Annotated in this window: 19 protein-coding genes and 1 riboswitch; of the genes, 8 read left to right on the forward strand and 11 right to left on the reverse strand. The window is 67.5% G+C overall.

What is annotated here, in order from left to right; genetic code table 11:
* Positions 1-97: 97 nt before the first annotated feature.
* Positions 98-1,408, forward strand: coding sequence for an insulinase family protein (locus ACFVTE_RS03650; RefSeq protein WP_387096957.1), 1,311 nt, complete (start codon positions 98-100; stop codon positions 1,406-1,408).
* A gap of 53 nt (positions 1,409-1,461) precedes the next feature.
* On the opposite strand, the gene ACFVTE_RS03655 is transcribed toward ACFVTE_RS03650, so the two are convergent.
* The gene (locus ACFVTE_RS03655) at positions 1,462-2,283 is read right to left on the reverse strand and encodes an alpha/beta hydrolase (protein ID WP_387096959.1); all 822 of its coding nucleotides are present in this window, start codon (positions 2,281-2,283) and stop codon (positions 1,462-1,464) included.
* Between the two features lie 129 nt (positions 2,284-2,412).
* Between ACFVTE_RS03655 and ACFVTE_RS03660 the strand changes: the two genes are divergently transcribed.
* The 3 genes from ACFVTE_RS03660 (at position 2,413) to ACFVTE_RS03670 (ending at position 6,127) form a co-directional block, all read left to right on the forward strand.
* Entirely contained in the window at positions 2,413-3,519 is a 1,107-nt protein-coding gene (locus ACFVTE_RS03660; RefSeq protein WP_387096962.1) for a GTP pyrophosphokinase family protein, read from the forward strand.
* Positions 3,520-3,525: 6 nt separating this feature from the next.
* Entirely contained in the window at positions 3,526-5,028 is a 1,503-nt protein-coding gene (locus tag ACFVTE_RS03665) for a SulP family inorganic anion transporter (protein WP_387096964.1), read from the forward strand.
* 144 nt (positions 5,029-5,172) lie between these two features.
* A riboswitch (cyclic di-AMP (ydaO/yuaA leader) is annotated at positions 5,173-5,374 on the forward strand.
* A 3-nt stretch (positions 5,375-5,377) separates the two neighbouring features.
* A complete protein-coding gene (locus tag ACFVTE_RS03670) occupies positions 5,378-6,127 on the forward strand; it encodes an NlpC/P60 family protein (RefSeq protein ID WP_387096967.1) in 750 nt (249 codons plus the stop codon).
* Positions 6,128-6,378: 251 nt separating this feature from the next.
* Here the strand turns inward: ACFVTE_RS03670 and ACFVTE_RS03675 are convergent, their stop codons facing one another.
* On the reverse strand, positions 6,379-7,518 hold the full coding sequence (locus ACFVTE_RS03675) for a GGDEF domain-containing protein (RefSeq protein ID WP_387096970.1): 1,140 nt from the start codon (positions 7,516-7,518) through the stop codon (positions 6,379-6,381).
* A 153-nt stretch (positions 7,519-7,671) separates the two neighbouring features.
* Between ACFVTE_RS03675 and ACFVTE_RS03680 the strand changes: the two genes are divergently transcribed.
* A complete protein-coding gene (locus ACFVTE_RS03680; protein WP_387096973.1) occupies positions 7,672-8,727 on the forward strand; it encodes a bile acid:sodium symporter family protein in 1,056 nt (351 codons plus the stop codon).
* Here ACFVTE_RS03680 and ACFVTE_RS03685 read toward each other — a convergent pair.
* From ACFVTE_RS03685 to ACFVTE_RS03710, 6 genes are all read right to left on the reverse strand, one after another.
* Complete coding sequence (locus ACFVTE_RS03685) at positions 8,724-10,073, reverse strand: LLM class flavin-dependent oxidoreductase (protein WP_387096976.1); 1,350 nt, start codon at positions 10,071-10,073, stop codon at positions 8,724-8,726. The two genes, ACFVTE_RS03680 and ACFVTE_RS03685, sit on opposite strands and share 4 nt — an antisense overlap.
* Positions 10,074-10,102: 29 nt before the next feature.
* The gene (locus ACFVTE_RS03690) at positions 10,103-11,017 is read right to left on the reverse strand and encodes an ABC transporter permease (RefSeq protein WP_387096979.1); all 915 of its coding nucleotides are present in this window, start codon (positions 11,015-11,017) and stop codon (positions 10,103-10,105) included.
* Complete coding sequence (locus tag ACFVTE_RS03695) at positions 11,017-11,925, reverse strand: ABC transporter ATP-binding protein (RefSeq protein ID WP_387096982.1); 909 nt, start codon at positions 11,923-11,925, stop codon at positions 11,017-11,019. The genes ACFVTE_RS03690 and ACFVTE_RS03695 overlap by 1 nt, the downstream gene beginning before the upstream one ends.
* 360 nt (positions 11,926-12,285) lie before the next feature.
* Positions 12,286-12,918, reverse strand: coding sequence for a LacI family DNA-binding transcriptional regulator (locus ACFVTE_RS03700; RefSeq protein ID WP_387096985.1), 633 nt, complete (start codon positions 12,916-12,918; stop codon positions 12,286-12,288).
* Positions 12,919-12,940: 22 nt separating this feature from the next.
* Positions 12,941-13,762: a hypothetical protein gene (locus tag ACFVTE_RS03705; RefSeq protein ID WP_387096987.1), complete on the reverse strand. Its 822-nt coding sequence runs from the start codon at positions 13,760-13,762 to the stop codon at positions 12,941-12,943.
* A gap of 2 nt (positions 13,763-13,764) precedes the next feature.
* A complete protein-coding gene (locus ACFVTE_RS03710) occupies positions 13,765-15,567 on the reverse strand; it encodes a multicopper oxidase family protein (RefSeq protein ID WP_387096990.1) in 1,803 nt (600 codons plus the stop codon).
* 328 nt (positions 15,568-15,895) lie between these two features.
* Here ACFVTE_RS03710 and ACFVTE_RS03715 point away from each other — a divergent pair, with 328 nt between their 5' ends.
* Entirely contained in the window at positions 15,896-17,821 is a 1,926-nt protein-coding gene (locus ACFVTE_RS03715; RefSeq protein WP_387096993.1) for an Ig-like domain-containing protein, read from the forward strand.
* Positions 17,822-17,894: 73 nt separating this feature from the next.
* Here the strand turns inward: ACFVTE_RS03715 and ACFVTE_RS03720 are convergent, their stop codons facing one another.
* Complete coding sequence (locus ACFVTE_RS03720; protein WP_387096995.1) at positions 17,895-18,644, reverse strand: substrate-binding domain-containing protein; 750 nt, start codon at positions 18,642-18,644, stop codon at positions 17,895-17,897.
* Between the two features lie 93 nt (positions 18,645-18,737).
* On the opposite strand from ACFVTE_RS03720, the gene ACFVTE_RS03725 reads away from it, so the two are divergent.
* Positions 18,738-19,136, forward strand: a complete 399-nt coding sequence (locus ACFVTE_RS03725) for a DUF5997 family protein (RefSeq protein WP_387096998.1) — start codon at positions 18,738-18,740, stop codon at positions 19,134-19,136.
* A gap of 316 nt (positions 19,137-19,452) precedes the next feature.
* Positions 19,453-21,735, forward strand: a complete 2,283-nt coding sequence (locus ACFVTE_RS03730) for a fibronectin type III domain-containing protein (protein ID WP_387097001.1) — start codon at positions 19,453-19,455, stop codon at positions 21,733-21,735.
* Positions 21,736-21,826: 91 nt separating this feature from the next.
* Here ACFVTE_RS03730 and ACFVTE_RS03735 read toward each other — a convergent pair whose 3' ends face one another.
* Both ACFVTE_RS03735 and ACFVTE_RS03740 read right to left on the reverse strand, forming a co-directional pair.
* Positions 21,827-22,873 (reverse strand): hemolysin family protein, encoded by a 1,047-nt coding sequence (locus ACFVTE_RS03735; RefSeq protein WP_387097004.1) that lies wholly within the window; start codon positions 22,871-22,873, stop codon positions 21,827-21,829.
* Positions 22,866-24,227 carry a hemolysin family protein gene (locus ACFVTE_RS03740; RefSeq protein WP_387097007.1) on the reverse strand — a complete coding sequence of 454 codons (1,362 nt, stop codon included), beginning with the start codon at positions 24,225-24,227 and terminating at the stop codon, positions 22,866-22,868. Before ACFVTE_RS03740 ends, ACFVTE_RS03735 begins: the two co-directional genes overlap by 8 nt.
* Between the last annotated feature and the right edge of the window lie 81 nt (positions 24,228-24,308).

Genomic DNA, 24,308 nt, shown 5'->3' on the forward strand with positions numbered 1-24,308 from the left:
CGCCCAGCCACTCACAGCGCAGCTGGTTTTCCGGGCCGGAGTCAGAGATGAAACCTTTATGACTACCGGCCTCACGCATCTGGCAGAGCATTTGGCAATGTCGGGCGTCCCCGACTTGCGGCGCCACAGCCACAACGCCACGGTCGGGCCGACGTTCACCTCGTTTACCTGCAGTGGCAAGGCTGAGACCGTCGCGTCATTTCTCACGGCCGTCTGTTCCTTCCTTTCAGCACCCGACCTCGGCCGGATCGACATAGAAAAGAAAATTCTGGCGGCTGAAGCTTCCTCGACAGTTCCACCAGCCACCGCAGAGCACCTGCGGCACCGCTTCGGGATGTCCTCCCTGGGGCTGACGGACGTGGCGCCGCCGTCGCTCGAGACGCTGGGGCCGGACGAGGTCCTGCAACTGCTGCAGAGCCACTTCACGGCGGGCAACGCGGCGCTGGCCCTGAGCGGGGCCCCGCCGGAGGGACTCCGGCTCGACCTTCCGGCAGGATCTCCACGGCTGCCGGACACCCCGTCCGCTTTGGCCATACCAATGCCGATGTGGTTCGAGCAGGGGTGGCCGCGCCTGGGCCTCTCGTTCGAAGTCCCCGCCGGGACGGAGGCTGCGCGGGAGGCTGCCCGCACGGTGTCACGCATCGCCTGCCGCCGCGCCCACCGCACTCTGCGGCAGGAGCACGGCTGGGTCTACGACGTCGATGTCATGCATTTCCTCGACAGCGGGGACACGGGCGTCCTGTGCTTCGAGACCGATCCGACACCGCAACACGCCGACAACGCACGGCTCGGGCTCATGGCCGTCCTGCGGGACCTTCAGCTCAACGGCCCCACCGCCGAGGAACTCGAGGCGGATGCGGAGGAATTGCAGGAGTATTTGGAGGATCCGGTATCAGCCATCGAGATGGCTGTCGCCGCCGCGGAATTACACCTGCTCGGACGGGAACCGGTCTCTCCGGCGGACAAGCTGGCCCTGGCCCACAACGTCACCGCCGAAGCCTGCCGTGCAGCCTTGGCCGGCCTCGAAGCCACTGCCATTTTCGGGATGCCGGAGGGAACCCGGCCGGACGATGATTCCATTAGGTCCGATACTGACCGCGCCGTCGAATGGCTGGGCGGCAGGGAATTCCGGCGCGGTGTACGCGGCGCCCTCTACGGGGTGCCCGGCGGCAGCAAGCTGTTCGTCGGAGACAAGGGCGTGACACTCTCCGCGGACTACACCGCCAGCATCACCTGGGATGACCTTGTGGGTGTGGCAGTGGCACCGGACGGACTGGTGACCCTGATCGGCATGGATTCCCAGCAGATCCAGGTCCGGGAGAGGTGGTTCGGCAAGGGGCAGCAGGCCGTCGATGCCATCCTGGACAAGGCCGGGCAGGGGCGGTGCTTCATTCCGTCTGAGCCCTAAAGCTCCCCGGCTGGCGCCTCTACTGGCGCCTCTAAGGGCCGGCGCCGAAGGGCCTAAAGCTGCAGCAGCTCCTGCACCAGTTCGCGGCATTTCCGGTAGGACGGGGCCTTGGGGTCGATCAACGAGAAGTGGTCGCCCGGCACCTTGACCACCTGGACCGGCGCCCCGGCTGCGCGAGCGGCCGTGGCGTAGGCCTCGGACTGGCTTACCGGCACGGTGTCGTCGTCGAGCCCGTGGACTGCGTAGACCGGAATGGTGAGCGGCACGGCGCTCATCGGGTCCGCGTACCTGTGCCGCTTGGGGTACCGTTCGGCGGAACCGCCCAGGAAGTTGCTGACGGCGCCGTTGCTGAGGTCCAGCCACTCCGCCTGCGCCAGGTTGAGCAGCCCGGACTGGCTGACCACGCCAGTCAGGTGGACGGCCTCACCATTGAGGTTCCGGTCGACCTGCCGGTCGGCGTCGGCCGCGCCGAGTCCCGCAAGCCGGTCCCGGCCGGCCGCCCAGACAGCCAGGTGTCCGCCGGCCGAATGCCCCAGCGCCACCACGCGGTTCAGGTCGAGGTCGTGCTCGCCGGCCACCTCACGCAGTTTGTCGATCCCGGCGAGGACATCCTCAAAGGTCCGCGGCCAGCCGCCGCCGTTGCCGGCCCGGCGGTACTCCAGGTTCCAGGCCACGATGCCGTGCGCCGCGAGGTCCTTCGCCAGCGGTTCACCCAGCTCGGCGCCGTACTGCGAGCGCCAGTAGCCGCCGTGGATCACCACAACGACGCCGCGCGGGGATGGCGGCCTGCCGTTGCGTGCGGCAGGTATCTCCGGCAGGAAGAGCTCGCCCCACTGGCTGGGGTGGTCACCGTAGTGGTACTTCTGCCGCTTCACTGCATCCTCCTAGGATCCACAAAACCCATGTCCCGAGCCTACATGGGCGCCGCTTCCGTGGGGCAGAAGGGGCTGCAGTGGCAGGGGTGTCACCGGCGCGCTGTCGCACCGCCTTGATAGTTTGGAACCATGGCAAGCAACTGGGATCGCCTGGACGTCACTCAGCGCGACTCCGTGCAGGAAAGCGTGGAACTCTATGAACGAGTCCGGCCTGCCCTGAAGCTAGTCACCCGGGAAGTCCTGCAGGTCCTGCGGACTATGCTCAAGGACACCGAGGTCACCCCCCTGTTCGTCACCGGCCGCACCAAATCGGTCGATTCCTTCCGGGAGAAGATCTCCCGGACCGAGGAGCCGCTGGAGCCGGGCGGACCAAGGCTCCTGAAGTTCCCGGACCCCTTCCGGACCCTCAACGACATGGTGGGCGTGCGCGTCATCACCAAGCTGCCGGCGGAGAACGCCCTCGTGGCCAACCTGATCAAGCGCCAGCGGAACCTCTTCGACTGCCGCGGGGACCGCGAAAAGGACATCGGCTCCATCGAGTCCGGAACCTACGGCTACTCCAGCCGGCACCTGATCCTGCGCACCATCCAGAACGACGTCGTGAAGAACTACCAGCAGGTGTTCAACCCCGAGGTCGCGCCCAACGGCAGCTACTTCTTCGAATGCCAGATCCGCACCGTCTTCGCGCATGCCTGGAGCGAGATCGAGCACGACATCCGGTTCAAGGCCGAGGACCCGCGCGCCTGGACACCGCACTTCGACCGCCAGTTCACCGCCACCGCCGCCATGCTGGAGACCGTGGAGAGCGCCTTCGCCGACCTCCATGAACGCTACGAGGAGGTCCGCAGCTACTGGGACGTGGACGGCGAGGGTGCGGCCCAGCTCACCCCCAACCGCATCCGCGACGTCTGGCGCACCCTGCTTCCGCACGTAGACCGTAAAGTAGATGATGACTGGGGATGGGCGGCCGAACTCCTGGCGGCCCACGGACTCAAGCAGACAGTGCAGCTTGCCGGGCTGCTCAGCGCCAACCGGATCACCGAGGTCCGCAGGGCCCTGGACCACCGCTATTCCCCCGGCCCGGACCGCCTCCTGGATGACCTCCTGCTCTGGCAGTACGGCACCAAACACATCGACCTCACCGCCGAGGCGCCCGATGCCGTTCCCCACCCGCGGCGCGACAGCCTCCTGCGGCGGCTGAAGCAGATCGAGCGCTACCGCCAGACCAAGAAATAGAGTTCCATGAAGCCCGAACAGCTCCAGTCCGTCCGGGCCACGCTCCGTTCCCCGCGGCGCCTCAAGACCGAGGCCCTCGCCGGACTGGTGGTGGCCCTTGCCCTCATTCCGGAAGCCATCGCCTTCTCCGTGATCGCCGGAGTGGATCCCCGGATCGGGCTGTTCGCCTCCTTCACCATGGCCGTCACCATCTCCTTCGTGGGCGGCCGGCCCGCCATGATCTCGGCCGCAACGGGCGCCGTCGCCCTGGTGATCGCGCCGCTGATGCGCAGCCACGGCCTGGACCACCTGATTGCCGCGGTGATCCTCGCCGGGGTGTTCCAGATCCTGCTCGCCGTCCTGGGCGTCACCCGGCTCATGCGCTTCATCCCGCGCTCAGTGATGGTGGGCTTCGTGAACGCGCTGGCCATCCTCGTGTTCATGGCACAGCTGCCGGAACTGATCGGGGTTTCCTGGCCCGTATATCCGCTGGTCGCAGCCGGCCTGCTCATCGTCGTCGGCTTCCGCCGGATTACGACGGCGGTGCCGTCACCTTTGGTGGCCATCATCCTGCTGACCGTGCTCGCCGTCGTGTCCGGGATCGATGTCCCCACCGTCCAGGACAAGGGTCAGCTGCCGGCAAGCCTCCCCACGCTGTTCATCCCGAATGTGCCCCTGACGTGGGAAACCTTCCAGACCATCGCCCCGTTCTCGCTGTCCATGGCGCTCGTGGGGCTGCTGGAATCACTGATGACGGCCAAGCTCGTGGACGACATCACCGATACCCGCTCCAACAAGACCCGCGAATCCTGGGGCCAGGGCGTGGCCAACATAGTCACCGGGTTCCTGGGCGGCATGGGCGGCTGCGCCGTGATCGGGCAGACCATGATCAACGTCAAGGGCTCCGGCGCCCGGAGCCGGGTATCCACGTTCCTCGCGGGCGCCTTCCTGCTGGTGCTGGTGGTCACCCTGGGCGACATCGTGGGCCTCATCCCCATGGCGGCGCTGGTGGCGGTGATGATCTTCGTCTCGGCCATCACCTTCGACTGGCATTCCGTTGCACCGGCAACGTTGAAGCGGATGCCCAAGTCGGAGACCGCCGTCATGCTGATCACGGTGGGCACCGTGGTGCTCACGCACAACCTGGCGATCGGCGTCGGCGTCGGGGTGCTGGCAGCGATGGCGATGTTCGCCCGCCGAGTGGCCCATTTCGCCACCGTGGAGCGGACGGAAGTGGAGCTCAACGGCCGGACGGTGGCCACCTACACGGTGGACGGCGAGCTGTTCTTCGCCTCCTCAAACGACCTGTACACGCAGTTCGACTACGCCCGCGACTCCGAGCCGGACATCGACAGCGTGGTAATCGACCTGCACGCCTCCCACCTGTGGGATGCCTCCACCATCGCCGCGCTGGACTCTGTCACGGAGAAATACCGCAGGCACGGCCGCGAGGTGGAACTGGTCGGCCTTAACTCCGCCAGCATCCAGATGCGGGAACGGCTCGCCGGCAAACTCAACGCCGCAGAGTGAGGTTCACCACACAAATCAAACCCCGAACCCATACATGACGCGGGCGAACATGTCGTGAACGACACGGTCCCGTTACCTGAATGTGACATTGGACGAAGCCTCCCGTACGGTGGAAAACGTGCCTTTTTCACCGATGAGGCACTCCCGCGCTGATTGCCTAACTCTGCCGCAGCCCGAGGAACCAACCGTAGACCCATGTCCGGCAGAGACGGGGAAACCACTTTTCGGCCTGCTTGAAGCAGGCCTTGGGGTGAAGCCGCACAGCTCCTGACCACGCTCAGGACCGCGGCCGGGTGCCTCCCATCCGAATCCGACAGCTCACCTCGCAGGCATCGGGAGAGGCTTCTTCATGTCGTTCCGCTTTATTTCTGGCCGCCGTGCTGCGGCCATCCTTGCAGCATCCGGCCTGGCTTTCACCGGCACCGTCGCGGCCAACGCCGCCAACACTCCGGCCCAGCAGGCCCAAGCTCCCTCCGGCGTCTTCGCGACGGCCGGCCAGGTCCAGGCTCCCCTGAACGCCGCCTCCAGCGTCAAGATCAACTTTGAGCGCCCCGCGGTTCAGTCCGCACCCGCTCCAGCGGTGGCAGTACCCGCCGCTGCAACGCCGGCAGCAAAGCCGGCAGTCGAGAAGGCCGCGGCCCCCGTCGCTGCCGCTCCCGCACCGAAGGTCGCCGTTAAGGCTGTGGCTCCCGCGCCGGCCGCGCCCGCACCGAAGATCACCGTCAAGGCCGCGGCCCCCGCCCCGAAGGCACCCGTCAAGGCTGCCGTCAAGGCTGCCGCAGGCGTCAACGCGGCCATGCTGGCCTCGGCCTACTCCCAGATCGGCATCACGCAGGACTGCACCGCCATGGTGGAGAAGGCCCTCGGCGCCGCCGGCATCCGTGTGGGTGACCTCGCGCCGATGCAGTTCCTGGCCCACGGCAAGGTGGTCTCCACCCCGCAGCCCGGCGACATGGTGGTCCAGTCCGGCCACGTAGCCATCTACGCCGGCGGCGGCAAGGTCATCAGCGGCGGCATGAACGGCATCAACGCCACCATGGCCCACCCGCTGTCCTGGCTCACCGCCACGGGCCCCGTCACGTTCGTGCGCGCGGCCTAGCAGACGCGCGGCTGGAAGAACTGAAAAACCGCCGTGTTCCGCTGCCTTGGGGGCGGCGGAACACGGCCACCCCCCAAGGTGCTCCCACCTTTCTACAAGGATGGCGGAACACACTGGCTATGCCTGATGAAAGACCGTAGTCTCCGGCTGCGAGTCAGGATCACCGGGTCCGGATTGTCCCCCATGCATTCCGGATCCGGTGCCTGCGTTTAAGGACAGGGCGCCTGCTCTAAGCGGGCGCCGGCTCCATTTCAGCCCCTCACTGTGCGGTTCCGCCCCTGCGATTTGGCTTCATACAAGGCAACGTCAGCGGCCGCGATCACCTCGTCGAGGTCGGCCGTCCCCGCATTGTAGGTGGAAATGCCGTAGCTGACGGTCGGCATCCGCAACAGCTCCGGAATGTGCTGCTCCGCCAGCCTCCTGCTGATTTCACCCGCGATAATTTCGGCGCTCTTGGGGCCGGCCCCGGGAAGCAGGAGGATGAACTCCTCGCCTCCGTAGCGCCCCGCGACATCCGTGGACCGGACCGATGCGCTGCACGCCTCGGCAAACGCCTGCAGCGCCAGGTCTCCGGCCGCGTGGCCGAAAGTGTCATTGACCGACTTGAAGTGGTCCAGGTCGGCGAGGATCAGCGAGCCGCCGCTGTTGGCGGTCCTGCTGCGTTCCAGCTCTCCGGCCGCCGCCTCCAGGAAGGCGCCGCGGTTAAGCAGGCCCGTGAGCCCGTCCTGGGTGGCGACCGTCCGCAGCGCCCGGGTCTGCTGCTCGGTGCTCAGCCCCGCCATGCTGAAGGAAACCACCACCAGCAGCACCATGGTGACCATGGTGGTCACCGCGGACCCGAAGTAGGTTGTGAAAACGGCACCGTTTGGCCCCTGGATCAGGAACACCACCAGGCGGCACGAGTAGAAGAAGGCCACCCCCCCGGCCGCGATGGCCATGGGGATCCGCACCCGGGAGTAGCCGGGTTCAAGCCGCCACAATTCGTGCGAAGCCAGCCCGATAAGCACGGCCATGGACGCCAGGAAAACTGCACCGCCGGCCCACGTGTTGGATCCCGGGCTGTCGACACCGGCTGCGGCGCCGGCGGTGACGGGCAGCGCCACGGACAGCCACAGGTTGTACTTCAGGTTCCGGAGGGAACGAGCCCCCGCCCAGACACTTGCCGCGCCGGACACGAGCAGGAAGTTGCCCAGCGGGTTGGCCCAGACCTGTTGCGGCGTGCCGTTGAGCAGGAAGGATGCCGAGCCGGAGAGGAACAGCAGCAGGGCGGCGCACCACCAGGCGCTGTAGGGCGAGCGGGTGCTGCGGAACGTTGAAAAGTAGAACAGCAGCGCCAGGACCAGGGCCATCGCCGCGAAGGCAACCCGCAGTGTTGCCGTGTCTAGGATCATTCCGTCCCCTTGAATGCCGATCCAGTGCAATCCAGTATCGCACCGAGGACGATCAGGGTCCCGCCGTACCACGGAGAAATTTCCGGAACGACACATTTGTCTGACATCAGTCATGGATTGGGCGCCGCGGCACTCAGGTGCCAGCATTATTGAATGCTTGAGGCAACAAAAGACCCCGTACCCGCTCCTCCGGCCACGGAGGCCGGCGCCGCACCCCTGAACCCGGCCCTCGCCGCGGAAGCCAGGATTGCGCGCGTCGCGGTGACCGTCTTCCCCCTCCTGGTGCTCGCAGCCGGCATTGCCGGGTTCCTGCTTCCCGGCGCCTTCAAACCCCTCGGCCCGGCGGTCCCGTACCTCCTGGGAATCATCATGTTCTGCATGGGCCTGACGCTGACCCCGCCGGACTTCACGGCCGTTGCCCGCAGGCCCTGGGCCGTGGTGCTGGGCATCGTGGCCCACTACGTGATCATGCCCGGCGCCGGCTGGGCGATCGCCACCCTCCTCCACCTGGAGCCCGCACTCGCCGTCGGCCTGATCCTCGTCGGCTGCGCGCCTTCCGGCACGGCCTCCAACGTGATGGCGTTCCTGGCCAAGGGCGATGTGGCCCTGTCCGTGGCGGTTGCCAGCGTATCCACCCTGATCGCCCCGGTGGTCACGCCCGTCCTGGTGCTGTTCCTGGCGGGTTCCTTCCTGACCATCGACGCGGGCGGCATGGTGCTGGACATCGTCAAGACCGTGCTGCTGCCGGTGGTCGCCGGCCTCCTGGCCCGGCTGTTCCTCAAGAACCTCGTCGCCAAGGCGCTGCCGGCGCTCCCCTGGGCGTCCGCCGTCGTTATTTCCCTGATCGTGGCGGTGGTGGTGGCGGGAAGCGCCAGCAAGATCCTGGCCGCCGGCGGCATTGTGTTCCTGGCCGTGGTGCTGCACAACGGCTTCGGCCTGGGGCTCGGCTACCTGGCAGGCAAGCTGGGCCGTCTGGACGCCAAGGCGCGCAGGGCACTCGCGTTCGAGGTCGGCATGCAGAACTCCGGCCTGGCGGCGACACTGGCCACCGCCCACTTCACGCCCCTGGCAGCCCTGCCCTCCGCCGTCTTCTCGCTCTGGCACAACATCTCGGGCGCCATTGTCGCTGCCTGGCTGGCCCGCAAGCCCCTGCACGAGCAGCAGGAACTGGCCGTCAAGCAGGAACAGCCCGCGCAGCAGGAAGCCTAGGCAGGGACGGCCTCCTCGGCGCCTGCCGGGGCGAAGACGCTAACGGGCCGCGGCAGTCCGTAGTGCTCACGCAGTGTGTTCCCCGTGTACTGCCGGCGGAACAGCCCGCGGGACCGCAGGATCGGAATGACGTGGTCCACGAAGGCGTCCAGGCCCGAGGGCAGCACGGGCGGCATGATGTTGAAGCCGTCGGCCGCGCCCTTCTCAAACCACTCCTGGATGGCATCCGCCACCTGTTCGGGTGTGCCGGAGAAAGTGCGGTGCCCGCGGCCGCCGCCCAGCCTGCCGATGAGCTGGCGGACGGTGAGCCGTTCGCGCCGGGCGAGTTCCACAATCAGCGTGTAGCGGCTCTTGGCCCCCTCGATCGCGTCCTCCGACGGGAGGTCCTCGGGCAGCTGCGCATCCAGCGGCAGCGATTCCGGCGAGACCCGCAGGACGCCGGCCAGCTGCTTCCGCGCGTGCTCAGGATGGATGAGCTCATCGAGCTGCTTTTCCAGCCGCCGCGCCTCGTGCTCGGTGGAGCCGATCACCGGGACAATGCCGGGCAGGATCTTGATGTGGTCCGGGTTCCGGCCCACGGCGGCCGTCTTCCGCTTCAGGTCGGCGTAGAAGCGCTGCGCCTCGGCCAGGGTCTGCTGCGCGGTGAACACCGCTTCGGCGTAGCGCGCGGCGAAGTCCTTGCCGTCCTCCGACGAGCCGGCCTGCACGATGACGGGGTGGCCCTGGGGTGAACGCGGCACGTCCAGGGGACCCTGGATCCGGAAGTAGCGGCCGGTGTGGTTGATGGCGTGGACCCGGGAACTGTCCGCCCAGACCCCGTCGGCCTTGTCCCCCACGGCGGCGTCATCCTCCCAGCTGTCCCAGAGCTTCCTGGCGGCGTCGAGGAATTCAGCGGCGCGCTCGTAGCGGCGCCAGTGCGCGGGCTGGTCCTCCAGGGAGAAGTTCCGCGCGGCAGCCTCGCCCGCAGTCGTCACCACGTTCCAGCCGGCCCGGCCGCCGCTGATGTGGTCCAGCGAGGCGAACCTGCGGGCCAGGTTGTAGGGGTCGTTGTAGGTGGTGGAGGCGGTGGCGATCAGGCCGATCCGCTTGGTCACGGCGGCGATGGCGCTGAGCAGGACCGTTGGTTCGAGCGTCCCGTAGGGGCGCTGGCGCACGTCGCCGTGCAGCACGGGCGAGTCTGCGAAGAAGATCGAGTCGAAGGTGCCGCGCTCGGCGGTGCGGGCCAGCTGCTGAAAGTGGGCCACCTGCGTCCCGGCGAAGCTGTCGCTCTCAGGGAGACGCCAGGACGCCTCATGGTGTCCGGTGCTCATCAGGAAGGCATTCAGGTGGAGTTGGCGTTCAGTCATGGTCTGGTTCCTTGGGTAGGGAGGGCGGGTCAGGCGGTCCGGGATCCAACGGCGGTCCGCCAGCGGGAGAAATGACGTTCGACGGCGACCAGCAGGTAGTTGACGACCAGGCCGAGCAGGGACACGGTCAGGATGCCCGCGTACATGTCCGGGATCAGGAAGCTCATCTGGGAATTGACGATCAGGTAGCCGAGCCCGGCCTTGGCGCCAACCATCTCTGCGGCGATCAGGACGAGGATGGAGGACGTGCCGGCCATCCGTATGCCCGTGAAGATGGTGGGTACGGCGGACGGCAGGATCACCTTCTGGAACAGCTGGAAGTTGGACAGCCCGAGTGAGCGGGCGGCTCGGATCAGCAGCGGGTCGACGGTCCGGACGCCGGCGATGGTGTTCAGCAGGACCGGGAAGAACGCCGCGTAGGCCACGATGCTGATCTTGGAGGTCTCCCCGATGCCCAGCAGCAGAGTGAACACCGGGAGCAGGGCCAGTGCGGCCGTGTTCCGGAAGACCTCCAGCAGCGGGTTGAGGAAGCGGTCGAGGGCGCCGTACCAGGCCACGAGCAGCCCGAGGGCCACGGCGGTGACGACGGCGATGCCAAAACCGCTCGCGGAGCGGCTCAGGCTGGCGGCGAGGTGATTCTGCAGCTGGCCGTTTGCGATGAGTGTGCCCAGCGCCTCGAGCACCACGTGCAGGGGCGGAAGGAAAACCCTCGTCGATGCCGGCGCGAGGTAGGTGGGTCCCAGTTCCCAGAGCAGGAGGAACAGGATGATGGCCCCGGCGCCCCAGACGGCTTTGCCGCCCTGCAGGGCGTACAGGCGAAGCCTGGCTGCAGGTGTCTTGCCGGATCCTGGGCGCAGCGCCGGATTGCGCTGGGCCGTTGTTTCCCCGGCGGCCGCGGGACCGGTGCGTGTTTCCGTTTCCTTGGTCAGTGTTGGCACGCTCATCAGGCTGCCTTTCCGGTGGTGATGGTCCTGGTTTCGTCCGGCGCCGTTCCGTCGGGCTGGATCTTTGCGTGCCCGGCTTCCTGGGCACGGCGCACCTCGTCATGCAGCAGCGACCAGACCTTGTGCCGGTGTTCCACGAAGGCCGGGTTGGAGCGGACGTCCTCGTCACCGGAGCGGTCCCCGAGGTCGATGTCCACGATTTCCTTCAGCCGTCCCGGCCGGGAGCTGAGCACGGCCACGCGCTGGCCGAGGTACACGGCCTCATCGATGCCGTGGGTGATGAAGATGATGGTCTTGCCCGTGGTGGCCCAGATCCGGAGCAGCTCGGTCTGGAGCTGCTCGCGCGTCTGGGCGTCCAGTGCGGCGAAGGGTTCGTCCATCAGCAGGATGTCCGGCTCGTAAGCCAGGCTGCGGGCGATGGCCACCCGCTGCTTCATGCCGCCGGACAGCTCGTGCGGGTAACGGTCTTCAAACCCGCCGAGGCCCACAAGCTCAAGGTATTCGCGTGCCTTCCCGGCCCGTTCCTTGCGGGTGTAGCGCTTCCCGTCGCTGCCCACCCCCTCCAAGCCGAAGGACACGTTCGCGGCGGCCGTGCGCCAGGGGAACAGCGCATACTGCTGGAAGACGACGGCGCGGTCCCGGCCCGGGCCCGACACTTCCCGGCCGTCCACCAGCACCTGGCCGGTGTCCGGCTTGGTGAGGCCGGCCAGGAGGTCCAGGAGGGTGGTCTTGCCGGACCCGCTGGGGCCCACCAGGGTGATGAATTCGCCCGCGGAGACATCAAGGGAGATCCCGTCCAGGGCGGTCAGGACCGCCCCTTCCGGATTGTCCTTGCTGGGCCGCACCGTGAACTTCTTGGTGATGTTTTGAAGGCTGATTTTCGGTATCGGCCCGGTTCCGGAGGTCATGGCGTGCTTCCCTTCAGCAGGTCGTTCAAGGCGTTTGGTGTCCACCATGAGAGCAGAGATGGACCACCGCCTGAAGGACACGGTCACGAGGGGAAACGAGGCGTAACCTGCCGGCCGGGGCCGCGGATAGCGGCTCGGGGACGTGCGGGGACTTCAGAGTAAACAGTGCGTAATGGGGGACGTCTTCCGGGGACACCGGATGACGCATGGCGACAGAAAAGGGCCTCGAAATCGGCTGATGTTGCGGCGGGCTACGGACCATGACGGGCTCGAACCGCCGGCACCCTGCACCGAACGCGGGCAGGGCGAAGGTCCGATTGTTACGCGGCTGCCGACACCCGGCTCCTGGAAGGCTGGTTCCTAGAAGACGGGGATCTGTTCGGCAAAGGCGCCGGCTGCGGACAGCACCTCGTTCAGCAGCTGCAGCGCGCCGCCGCCGAAGAGTGCATGTCCGCTGAGGCGCTTCCAGGAAGGGTTTTCTGCGGCCTTGGCCGCGTACTCCGCCATCCGGTCCACCAGCAGCGCGACCGCCTGTTCGGCGTGCACCGATTCAGAGATGACCACCTGTGCGATGCCGCGCCTGGTCAGTTCGGCGATGGCGTGGTCCTCCTCCTCAGAGGTGGGCAGGACACCCACGATCACGCCGTCGGCGCCGCCGGCCAGCATGAACTTCCGCCACGACTGGCCGAGCAGGATGACCGGCTGGTAGCCGTGCCGCGGAAGTATCGCGGCGGCGGCCGTGGCCAGCGCCCGGTCCGCCGGCCATTCCAGGTCCTCAACGGCGATGGCCACCAGGTCGGTCCTGCCGCGGCGCATTCCCCGCGCCGCCTGGTTGGGCACGTAGCCAAGATCGTCGACGGCGGCCAGGACGCGTTCATGCGTCGACGGGCTGATCCGGGTGGTTCCTCCGCTCCTGCCGGACAGCACGTACGACACCGTCGTCAGTGAGACCCCGGCCCGTTCGGCAACGTCCCGGATGGTGGGGCTGGACATGCTCCTCACTGTTTTCTCCTAATCACTCCGTGTGCGGATGTATTGCCTGGCCTGCGAGCTGCTCCGCGTCCCACGGCGGTTCGGCGGCCATGTCCACGCCGGTTCCGGACGCCGACCTTGGGGCGACGGTCACCTCGGCGGCAGGAACGTTCGCCTGCCTGCTGATGCCCGAGCGGACGCTCTCCACGGTTTCGTCTCCCAGCAGCGGGCCCGTGTAGCTGATGCTGAGCTGCCCGCCCTGGGCCACGGTGCTGTAGTTTCCGAGCGCGTCGGAGACGATGCCCTCCCTGTCCACCGCAGCCGACACTGCGGCGGGGTCCGCTGCAGCGACACTGAAGCGCAGGTCATGCACCAGGACCGGAAGGACGTAGAAGTTCTTCACGCCCAGTTTCCCGGTGTCCTCCTCGGTGACTGCCCGCACAATGGTGCGTCCGTCGTCCGGCGTGGCTTTTGAGGGAAGTGCCACGATGACCTCGGGAACCATCTGCTGCAGCACAGCGGGTTCCAGAACATCAGGCGAAATGTCGGACAGGACGGTGCCCCGTGCGGCAGCGGCAGCGTCCAGCCGCTTGCGGATGCCGGCGACGTCGGCGTCCAGCCCGGTGTGGACGGCAATCGCCACCCTGCGCCGGACCATCAGGCCGTCATAGCTGACGGTGGGCCGCCCGTTGCCCAGGTCCTGGCCCTCCTCGGCCTGCGCGAGGACCCGGTCCGCGGCGGCGGCGGTGCTTTCGGGCGGGGTGGGAGCCGGGTTTGCCGTGGGGCTCGCCTGGACACCGCCGGTGCAGCCGGCCAGGGAGAAGGCCAGCAGCACCGCCGGTGCGATCAGGAGCGTCCGCTTCATGTTCAGGTCCCCGCCGGGTAGGCCAGCTTGTACTTCGACGCGTAGTACCCCTCGGGCCGCGTCTCCAGCACGGGTTTGTCGGCGTTGACGGGATCGTTGTTCCGCAGGTCGCCTACGGAGAACTGGACCATCATGTCGTGGTCCTCGTGCACGAGGTTGTGGCAGTGCACCATGTACCGGCCGCCGACGTGCTTGCCGGTGTCGAACTGCATGAGGACCGTGACGGACTCGTTCTCGCCCGCATAGAAGACGTCCTTTGGTCCGCCTTCCCACGCGAAGGGCTTGCCGCCGTTGGTGTTGCGGCCGATGATCTTGCCGTCGATCAGGTGGATGTGGACCGGGTGGAACCAACCGCCGGACTCATTGACGATGGTCCACTGCTCCACCTGGTTGCGCTGCGGGTTGGCGAAGCACCGGGTGAAGTTGGATTTCTCCACGTCATCCCAGGTCTCACCGTTGATGGTCCATAGACCGCTCTGCCGCTGGACCCGGAGGATCCGCTTGGCCACGGCCATGTCAGGGGTCAGCTTCATGGTGTCCAACCCGCCCGTGGCGCGGCTCGGGGGCGGGCCCGGGTCCAGCGTCGTGGGGATGGAGCTGATGGTGCGTGAGCCTGGCTGGGCGGGAGAATCGGCCACCACCTGGAACTTCATCACCTTGCCGGTGTTGGCGAAATTCACGTTGTTCTTGTTGCTCAGGTTCAGCAGTTCCACGGACTGGCCCGGCTTGAACTTCCGGAAGTCGATTAGCACCTCGTAGCGCTCGGCTGTGCCCTGCCGCCACGACGACACCGCCTGCACCTTCGGGGTCATCCCGGCGTCGGTGCCCACCACATGGAAGGGGTCGCCGTTGGACAGGGCGAAGCGGTAGGAGCGGGTGATCGAGCCGACCAGGAACCGGAACCGGTAGATGCGCGGCTTGACCTTCATGGTGGGCCACGGCACCCCGTTGACCATGATGATGTCGCCCCACAGGCCGGCGTGGCCGTTGTCGTTGTAGCCCAGGGACCCGTCGGCGTTCAGCATCACGTCCGAGACCAGGATGGGCACGTCGAACTCGCCCTGGGGCAGCTGCGCCCGCTCAGCGGCGTTGGTGATCGAGTAGATGGAGGCAAGTCCCGAGTACACGCCCTGCGCCGTCAGCATGTGGTTGTGGTCGTGGTACCAGAGCGTCCGCGCCGCCTGCCAGTTCGGATAGTGGTAGTTCTTCACCTTGCCGGGTGCAGTCCGGTCGTTGGCGTACCCGTCGTACTGGGGCAGCGACGCCGAACCGTGCAGGTGTGTGACGGTGTTGAACGTGTTCGGGTACAGCAGGCCGGTCGCAGGCAGGCGGTTGCTGATCCTCAGTTCGCTCCGCGTGCCCTGCTGCACGCGGACGGTGGGGCCCGGGAAGATGCCGTTGTACCCCGCCAGGGTGGTGCTGAGGCCGCGCGCGATCTGGGCCCTGCCCAGTTTTTGGTTCAGCGCATACTTCGCAAACGGCGTGCCGTCGCGGTCCCGGCCAGTGGCGTAGGGAAGCAGTTCCGGCGGGCGCCGGAAGACGGTGGTAAACGGAACCGGCATGTTTGCCGGGGCGAGCGTGCTTGGCGTGGTGATCGCCGTCTCAGCATCGTCCGCCCCCCGGCGTCCGGCGACACTGCCCGGAACACCGGCGAGCGCCGGCCCCGCGTTTGATGCTGTGACGGCGACTGCGCCGCCTAACAGGCTTAGTTTCAACACGTCCCTCCGTGTTGTTGCCATGACGTCCTCCCAGCTGGTTGTGATGGCGCCGGCGTTGGCGCCGGCCAAAAGTGGAAACAGAGCCATGGTGCGCCGCGCGACTCCAGAAAACCTTGGGAAGCGCCGACGGCGACCGCCCGTCCCACCTGAATAGGTGGTCCCCCCACAGGGGTTGGCGGGGGGCCGTTTGAGGGCGGACCTGCCGGGCATTTATCCAAGGTCTGTATTTGAAGCTTGCGGTGGCTGGGGCAATCGCCCGGCCTGGCCTAAGAGGTTCTGGGGGCCATCTTGACCATCGAAGGAGTCACCATGTTTCCGAAATTCCACCGCACACGCACCAGGGGCGGACTGGCAGCCGTTGCCACCGGCGCCCTGCTGACCGCCGCTTTGTCGCCGCTGGCCGCGGGTGGGACCCGTGGATCCGTCCAACGGCTTTCCCACCTGGTTTTCCGACGGCACGGTGAAGCTGCAGCTCTGCTACATGGCAGGTGCCGGGTGCCTCTCCGAGCCGCCCGACCCCGCTGCGCCGGCGTCGTATCCGGACAACTTTCCGGAGGAGGCGTTCTGGTTCAACGCCGAGGCGACCGGCGGGAACCTGCGGCTTTATGAGGCAGCGCTGGAGGGCGCCCACACAAACGGCGTGGTGGAACCCGGCGAACAGATGGGCTTTGCCAGGCTCCGGTTCATCGTCGAAAACATCCTGCCAAACACCTCTTACACCATCACCCACCCGTACGGCGTGAACGTGTTCACCTCCGAAGCCGATCCCAAGAATGCCGCGGTCGGGCGCATCAGGGTCACCCTCGACTCGGGCGTGTGTGCGCCCAGCCCCACGGCACCCTGCAACTGGGCGGGCGTCGGCGCCGCCTTCCTGGGCGACTACAAGGCCGGCAGCACCGCCACCTTCCTCCGCCAGGTGGGTGCCGCGCCCGGAACCCTGGGCGACATCAACACCCCACGGGCGGTCACCGGCGCGCCCTCCGGCACCAACGCCGTCGTCATCACCGGTCCCAACGCCGGCGGTCCGGGGATCAACACCCTGACCGTCAGCACGTTTACTGTGCAGGGACTGGTAGCAGAAGGGTCCGACGGCGCCCCCGCCACGCCCGATCTGGCGGCAGCCAGTGACAGCGGACGTTCCGCCACGGACAACATCACCAACGTCACGGCACCCACCTTCACCGGCGCCCTGCCGGCGGGAAGCACCGCACCAGTGCAGCTGATCGTGGACGGCGCGGCAACCCCCGTAGCCACCACCCTGGCCGGCGGAAGCTACTCCGCCCGGCTGGCGCCACTTGGCCAGGGCGCCCACAAGATACAGTCCAGGACCGCAAACCCGGCCTACGTCCCGGATCCGCTGACGGGGGTTGTTCCGGCAGGCGTTCCGCAGTTCCTGACCTCCCCGACGCTGACGTTCACCGTGGACAGCGCCGCGCCGGTGGCCTCGGTCACCGCACCGTTCCCGTCAACGCCCACCCTCGACAACACGCCCACGCTGAACTTCAGCAGCGAGGCCGGAGCCAGGTTTGAATGCCAGCTGCTGCCGAGCAACGCCGATTGGGACCCCACCTGCGCGGCACCCAAAACCTGGGATGCACAGGCCAACGGGACGTACGTGTTCAACGTCCGAGCAACGGATGCAGCCGGCAACGTCAGCGCCGTAGCCGCACGAACCGTGCAGATCGGACCGGCGGACACGGTGGCTCCAACCGTCACGGGCCGGGCACCCGCCTCGGCCGCCACCGGCGTTGGTACCGGCACGAACGTCACCGCAACTTTCAGTGAGTTCGTCCAGGGCGTCTCCGGCAGCACGTTCACGCTCAAGAACGCCGCCGGGGCCACCATCCCGGCGACGGTCACCTACGACCAGGCAACCCGGCGGGCAACTCTCGACCCCGTCGCCCTGCTCACCCCGAGCACTTCCTACACCGCCACTCTGACCGGCGGCACGGCCACAATCCGCGACCTGGCTAACCGGCCGCTGGCCTCGACCAGCTGGCGGTTCACCACCAGCTCCGCTCCCGCGGTGTCCTCCCGGGCTCCTGGAGTGAACTCCACCGGGGCGCCGCGGACGGCCAACATCACGGCAACGTTCAGCAAGCCCGTCAACGGCGTGGGCACCGCCACCTTCACGCTGAAGAACGCCGCCACCGGCGCGGCGGTGGCAGCCACCGTTACCCGCAACGGGACCACCAACCAGTGGATCCTCAACCCGGCAGCCACGCTTGCTGCGAGCACCAGGTACACCGCCACCGTCACGGGCGGGCCTGCAGCAGTACGGGATGTGGCAGGCACTCCCCTGGCCAGCACGGCCTGGAGCTTCACCACCGGCACCCGCTGAGCAACTGAACTGAAGCGCCACAACTGAAACACCGGCAAAACGGCAGCGCCGTCGGCACATGTTGCGGACGGCGCTACCGCTTGCCCTTTTTCCGCGAGCCGCGGCCCCGGCCCTTGTCCGGGTTGGGGGCGTAGCGCTGGGCGACCTTCGGCTTCTTGCCGGCCGCCCCTGCACCGCTGCCGCGCCGGTCAGGCTTGGGAGCCTTCTTTTCTTTCTCCTGCCGGGCGGACGGCTGCCGTGAGCTTTGCGCCGTACGGCCGCGGACAATGCCGATGAACTCCTCGATGACCTCGTCCGTGGCATCGCTGGGCCAGGCGAGCGCGATCTGCGTTCCCGGCGCCCCCGTGAGCCGGCGGGCCACGGTGTCCTTGACGTTGAAGTGCCGCGCCACGGCCATGGGAAGTATCAGCAGGCCCGCGCCGGACGCCACCACCTGCAGGGCCATTTCCGGCCCGCCCAGCTCATCGGCGTCGAGGAAGGTTTCCTCGGCCAGGTCCTCGAGCGCAACGTCCTCGAACACGGTGATTTCGTGGCCCTTGGGCGCCACCACCACAGGCTGTTCCTCATAGAGGGGGATGACGTTCAGGCCTTCGCGCTCCACAGGGAGGCGGACAAAGCTCAGGTCCGCCGAACCGTCGCTCAGCACCGAAAGCTGCGTGCCGCCGTCGGACATGAACGACCGCAGGGGGACGTGCGGCATCCGTTCCTCCCAGCGCCGGATCCATTTCCCCGGCGTCACGCCGGCAACGTAGGCAAAGCGGAGCTCGCGCGGCGGGGACTCCGGCACGGCCGGGTCCAGGGCGGGGTCATCTTCAGCGGGCACACCTTCACAGTACTGCCACCGGCATGCACAGGGTGGCGCGCGTAGGCTCCAGGCTTGGTCGGGGGAACCGGTCCAGCCGGATACCCTTAATGCATGACCTCTGCTAACTCCCAGTCCATGAAGCCGGCCACCGTTGCCAAGAAGCTTGGCATCTACCTGCCTGCGACGCCCCAGGAGTTTCAGGATTCAACCATCACCCGCGCGGATTTCGCCGAGCTGCAGTCCAACCCGCCGGAGTGGCTGGCCGAACTCCGCCGCAACGGCCCGCACCCCCGCCCGGTCGTGGCGCAGAAGCTCAACATCTCCATCAGCGGCCTGGCCCGCGGCGGCGTTGAAGAGGCACTGACGACGGCGGAAATCACCGCGCTGCTGCAGGCTCCCCCCGCATGGCTGGTCGCCGAGCGGGCCACGCACGCCGCCGTCCGCGCCGAAGCCCAGCGGGTCAAGGACGAGGCTGCCAAAAAGGCAGCGAAGAAGGCCCGCCAGAGCTAGGGCCGGCCTGATTTCCGGCCATTCCCTTGGGGAAACCCGGAATTCTGATCCCCCCGCACTGGGGGAAGTGGGGGTTCCCACCCCTCTGCGGGGTGCACGTCCGCCGGCCGGTTAAACGCCCGGAATGCCAGCGCTGACGTGGGCAAACCACCCGCGTCCCCTCATGGGCCCCTCCACGTGGGGGGCCCAAAAAGTACGGTCAATCCGGTGCTGCCGCATGTTTCTCCGAGCCAAATCGCACAGCGTTTCCCCAAGGGGCCTTCTTGATTCTGTGATTGTGCGTGAAGGTCGCGCACCTCGGATCGATGAGGTCATCATGAAATCAGCACAAAGCGAGCCGGGAGCGCACACTTCTCACGGCGCCCGCAGGGCCGGTGTCTTTGTCACCGTCTCCGCGGTCATCTGCTCAACATCCATGTTCGCCATTCCGGCCGCCAGCGCCGCCGTCCCTACCTTCCCGGACAACATCGTCGTCTTCCCCAACCGTGACTTCGTCACGCTTGAGGGCTACCAGGACCACCTCGGGCAGACCGGCACCGTCGAGGTCAAGCGGGCCGGCAAGATCATCGGCTCCGCGGAAGGCGTGGTCGCGGCCGGCGATGTGGCCTTCGAAGTCAACCACCCCGGCGGGTACTGCTGGGGTGCAGGAACCGGCCTGAACGTTACCCCGGACATCCTCCCCGGCGACGTCGTCTCCCTCAGGTTCGGCGCCACCGCCGCCGGCGAGACCACTGTCCAGGACACCTACGTGACCGGCGATGCCACGCTCAGCGGCAGCACCCTCACCGTCAAGGGCCACATCGGCGCCGGGGTCAACCCTGCCCAGCTGGAACAGCGCATCATTGAGCCGGCACTCAAGGACACCACGGTGGCCCGGCGAGACATCCGCGCCATCCCGGGCCCGCTTACCCCGGCCCCCAAGGGCGGCTACACCTCCGGACTGGAAATCGCGGGCGACAGCTTCACCGCCACCTACAACTTCGACGACGCCGCCACCGCTGAAATCGCCGCCAATGCAGGGCTGGGCGAGCGCGCCATGGCCTGGGAGTTCGAGGACGCAGACGCCAACCGGCAGGGCCTGACCATCGCCGAGTACGGCGAGCCCGGCGGCCCCGGCATGGGCGGCTGCCCCAACGGCCCGCTGCAGTCCGGTCCCCCCGCACCTTCAGGCATCACGGCCGCCAAGGTTTCCGGTGGCATCAAGCTCAACTGGACGCCGGCCGAAGCCATCCCCGGAACCCCGGCCATCACCGGCTACCGTGCCGTTGCAGTCGCCAAGACCGTAACCGCAAACGAGCGGGTGGAAATCGGCAAGCGCATCTCCGGCCAGGCCGCCACCGGTACCACCATCACCGGCCTCGCCGCCAGCGAGGACTACGACGTGTACGTGGTGGGCGTCAGCAGCGTCGGCGAGACCTACCCCGCCGCCCAGGCCATCCCGGTGACGGACACCACGGCGCCGAGTGTATCCGCCACCCCCAACGGCGGCACCTCCCCGGTCGCCCAGCGCGTCACGCTGACCGCCAGCGAGACGGGCAGCGACATCTACTACACCACCGACGGTTCCGATCCGGTCCTCTCCGGAGGCGTCCTCGGCGCGACGGCCATCCGCTACACCGGCCCGATGGACATCCCGGCCACCACCACCCTGCGGTTTGCCGCGTTCGACCCCTCGGGCAACGTCTCCGCCATCAACCAGGCCGTCTTCACCGTCACTAACGATCCGGTTCCCGCCACACCGGCCTTCTCCGGTGCACCCGTGGTGGGCCAGGGCACGGCGACACTGACGTGGACCGCCCCGGATCCTGGCGCCCCGGGCCTGACGATCACCGGCTACACCCTCCAGGCGTACACCGCTGACGGCAAGGCATTCGGTATCCCCAAGACGGCAGCCGGCACCGCAACGTCACTCGTCTACGACGGGCTCGCGGGCGACACCGCCTACCAGTTCACCATCAAGGCCAGCAACGCCAACGGCAGCAGCCCCGAATCGGCCAAGACCACCTCCGTCACCGCACAGGGAGCCGTCGTCGCAGTCGCCGGGCCGGACCAGAACGTGGTCCGGCGCACCACGGCCACCACGGTCACCCTTGACGGCACCGGTTCGAGCACCACCGGGGCAACCTACAAGTGGGAGCAGGTCCCGGCCGGCGCCACCGACCCGGACCAGGTCACGCTCAGCGGGGCCACCACCCTCAAGCCGACGTTCAGCCTCCCGGTCTTCAGGACCCCGATGACCAACAACGCGCTCACGTTCCGGCTCACCGTAACTGTTGGCACAACGGTCCGGACCGATGAAGTCAAGGTAGTACCGGTTCCGGACCGGGTGACCATCGGCGTCTCCCAGTGGAAGACGGGCGACCTCCGGATTGACGGGACCAGCTCTGTGGTCGGCGGCACCGTTACCGTCCGCGTCGGCGGACCCACCGGCCGGGTCCTGGGCCAGGCACCCGTCACCGCGGCCGTGGCACCGGCAACGGGCGGCGTCTGGACCCTGCGGTTCCGCAACGCGGCAGCCGGCACCACCAACCCGGGCACCGTGTGGGTTGAATCCACGCTCGGCGGCACCGCCGGCCCCAAGGCGGTAACCAACAAGTAGAGCCAGCATTAACCACCGCGTCCGGTGGCCGGCGGCATCAGCCGTCAGCCACCGGACTCGTTTGTGTTCCGGGTTCTATTTGTTTCTGGTTTTATGAGGAGCTGCTGGTGGCGTCCTGCACCTCGCCCACCAGCTCCTCGATGATGTCCTCGAGGAACAGCACGCCGGTGGTGTTTCCCCGCGCGTCGAAGACCCTCGCCACATGGGCGCCGGTGCGGCGCATGGTGGCGAGCGCATCCTCGAGCTCACTGCCGCGGAAGGTCGAGGCCAGCCGGCGGATGCGTTTCTCCGGAACGGGCCGGCTGAATTTCTCCTCCGAGGTGAGATCCATGACGTCCTTCAGGTGGAGGTAACCCGAGGGGTCGCCGTCGTCGTCGGTCAGGATGTAGCGGGAGTAACCGTGCTCGGCCACCGCACGCTGGATGTCCGCCGGCGTCGACGACGCCGGCAGGAGCACCATCTCCGCGATGGGAACCTCGACGTCGGCCACGGTCTTCGCGGTGAACTCGAAGGCCGCGGTGAGGGCGCCGGTGTTGTCCGTCAGGACACCTTCCCGCGTGGACTGCTCCACGATGTTGGCCACCTCGTCCAGGGTGTAGGCGCTGGTGGCCTCATCCTTGGGCTCCACCCGGAACAGGCGGAGGATGGAGTTGGCGATGCCGTTCAGGGTCCAGATCACCGGTTTGAAGACGCGCGCCACCACGACGAGCGGCGGTGCAAGTATGAGCGCTGCGCGGGTGGGGACCGAGAAGGAGATGTTCTTGGGGACCATCTCGCCGAGGACCACGTGCAGGAAGGTCACCAGCAGCAGCGCCGCCACGAAGGCGATGATGCCGATCGCCTCACCGGACAGGGACGTCAGTCCCAGCGGGATCTCCAGCAGGTGGTGGATCGCCGGTTCGGAAACGTTCAGGATCACCAGCGAGCAGACAGTGATGCCCAGCTGGCTGGTGGCCAGCATGAGAGTGGCGTGCTCCATGGCCCACAGGGTGGTTTTCGCGGCCTTGCTGCCTGCCTCCGCCTTGGGCTCGATCTGCGACCGGCGGGCGGAGATGACGGCGAACTCGGCTCCAACGAAGAAGCCGTTGACCACAAGCAGGACGGCGAGCCAGATGATGCCCGGAAGGTACTCACTCATGGGTCAGCTCCTGTGTAAGGCTGTCGATGATCCTGTCGTGCGCGCTCTGGGGCGGGTCTTCCGTTTCCTCCGGCGTGAATTTCAGGCGCCCCACGTGGGTGCCGGCCACCCGCTCCACGCGGAGCGTGCCACCGTCGACGGCCACCTCGTCGCCGAGTTCGGGGATGCGGTCCAGCCGGTCCGCGACGAAACCCGCCACGGTGTCGTAGTCCTCGCCGTCGGGAACGGCAATGCCGGTCCGGTCCAGGAGCTCATCCGGGCGCAGCGACGCGTCGAAGGTGATGGAGCGGCCGGTCCGGACCACGCCCACGCGGGCGCGGTCGTGCTCGTCTTCCAGTTCACCCACGATTTCCTCGACCAGGTCTTCCAGGGTGACGATGCCGGCCGTTCCGCCGTGCTCGTCGGAGACGATGGCCACCTGGAGGCCCTGCTTGCGGAGCAGCACCAGGAGGGAGTCGACGCCCATGGATTCGGGGACCATGAGCGGTTCGATCATCAGGTCGGCGGCGAGAACGTTCGCGCGCTCCCCCAGGGCCACGGCGAAGGCCTGCTTGACGTGCAGCACGCCGAGCACGTCGTCCCGGTCCCGGCCGATGACGGGAAACCGCGAATAGCCGGTGGAACTGGCCAGCGCGATGATCTGCTCGGCAGTGTCATCGGTGTTTACGGCGGTCATCCGCACGCGCGGGGTCAGGACGTCGGCGGCGCTGTGCTCGGAGAAGCGCAGCGTCCGGTGCAGCAGGGCCGCGTGGTCCAGGTCGAGGACGCCTTCCAGCGCGGAGCGGCGGACCAACGAGCTCAGCTCCTCGGCGCTGCGGGCACCTGACAGCTCCTCCTTCGGCTCGATGCCGAAGGACCTGATGATGGCGTTCGCGGTGTTGTTGAACAGGAGGATGACGGGCTTGAACACCGCAGTGAAAAGGGCCTGGAACGGGACCACCACCTTGGCGGTGGCCAGCGGCAGCGCCAGCGCGAAGTTCTTGGGCACCAGCTCGCCGATCACCATCGAAAAGATGGTGGCGATGAAAATCGCGACGACGGCACCGACACTGGGCACGAGGCCCGCCGGGAACCCTGCCGCCGTCAGCGGCCCGCTCAGCAACTTGCTGATGGCCGGCTCAAAGGTGTAACCGGTCAGGAGGGTGGTGAGGGTGATGCCCAACTGCGCGCCGGAAAGGTGTGTCGAGGTGATTTTCAGGGCTTTGATGGTGGGGGCAAGGCGCTTCTCGCCCCGGGCCTGGCGTGCTTCCAGGTCATTGCGGTCAAGATTGACCAGGGCAAACTCGGATGCGACGAAGAACCCGGTGCCGACTGTCAGGATCAGGCCGATCCCGATCATGATCCATTCATTCATTGGGGGCGCCCCTCTCCCGTGCTAACCGGCTTGCCGGTCAAGTGGGTGAGGGGCCAGGGCATATGTGAAGGAGGGTCGTCC

It is taken from the genome of Arthrobacter sp. NPDC058097 (assembly GCF_042884885.1).
Classification (GTDB): Bacteria; Actinomycetota; Actinomycetes; order Actinomycetales; family Micrococcaceae; genus Arthrobacter.

Bases quoted from the DNA above. Each gene is read 5' to 3' on its own strand.
- ACFVTE_RS03685 (WP_387096976.1), bottom strand. From the start codon at position 10,073: ATGACTGAACGCCAACTCCACCTGAATGCCTTCCTGATGAGCACCGGA.
- ACFVTE_RS03690 (WP_387096979.1), bottom strand. From the start codon at position 11,017: ATGAGCGTGCCAACACTGACCAAGGAAACGGAAACACGCACCGGTCCC.
- ACFVTE_RS03700 (WP_387096985.1), bottom strand. From the start codon at position 12,918: ATGTCCAGCCCCACCATCCGGGACGTTGCCGAACGGGCCGGGGTCTCA.
- ACFVTE_RS03725 (WP_387096998.1), top strand. From the start codon at position 18,738: ATGACCTCTGCTAACTCCCAGTCCATGAAGCCGGCCACCGTTGCCAAG.
- ACFVTE_RS03730 (WP_387097001.1), top strand. From the start codon at position 19,453: ATGAAATCAGCACAAAGCGAGCCGGGAGCGCACACTTCTCACGGCGCC.
- ACFVTE_RS03675 (WP_387096970.1), bottom strand. From the start codon at position 7,518: ATGATCCTAGACACGGCAACACTGCGGGTTGCCTTCGCGGCGATGGCC.
- ACFVTE_RS03670 (WP_387096967.1), top strand. From the start codon at position 5,378: ATGTCGTTCCGCTTTATTTCTGGCCGCCGTGCTGCGGCCATCCTTGCA.
- ACFVTE_RS03710 (WP_387096990.1), bottom strand. From the start codon at position 15,567: ATGGCTCTGTTTCCACTTTTGGCCGGCGCCAACGCCGGCGCCATCACA.
- ACFVTE_RS03665 (WP_387096964.1), top strand. From the start codon at position 3,526: ATGAAGCCCGAACAGCTCCAGTCCGTCCGGGCCACGCTCCGTTCCCCG.
- ACFVTE_RS03650 (WP_387096957.1), top strand. From the start codon at position 98: ATGTCGGGCGTCCCCGACTTGCGGCGCCACAGCCACAACGCCACGGTC.
- ACFVTE_RS03740 (WP_387097007.1), bottom strand. From the start codon at position 24,227: ATGAATGAATGGATCATGATCGGGATCGGCCTGATCCTGACAGTCGGC.
- ACFVTE_RS03735 (WP_387097004.1), bottom strand. From the start codon at position 22,873: ATGAGTGAGTACCTTCCGGGCATCATCTGGCTCGCCGTCCTGCTTGTG.
- ACFVTE_RS03705 (WP_387096987.1), bottom strand. From the start codon at position 13,762: ATGAAGCGGACGCTCCTGATCGCACCGGCGGTGCTGCTGGCCTTCTCC.
- ACFVTE_RS03680 (WP_387096973.1), top strand. From the start codon at position 7,672: ATGCTTGAGGCAACAAAAGACCCCGTACCCGCTCCTCCGGCCACGGAG.
- ACFVTE_RS03660 (WP_387096962.1), top strand. From the start codon at position 2,413: ATGGCAAGCAACTGGGATCGCCTGGACGTCACTCAGCGCGACTCCGTG.
- ACFVTE_RS03695 (WP_387096982.1), bottom strand. From the start codon at position 11,925: ATGACCTCCGGAACCGGGCCGATACCGAAAATCAGCCTTCAAAACATC.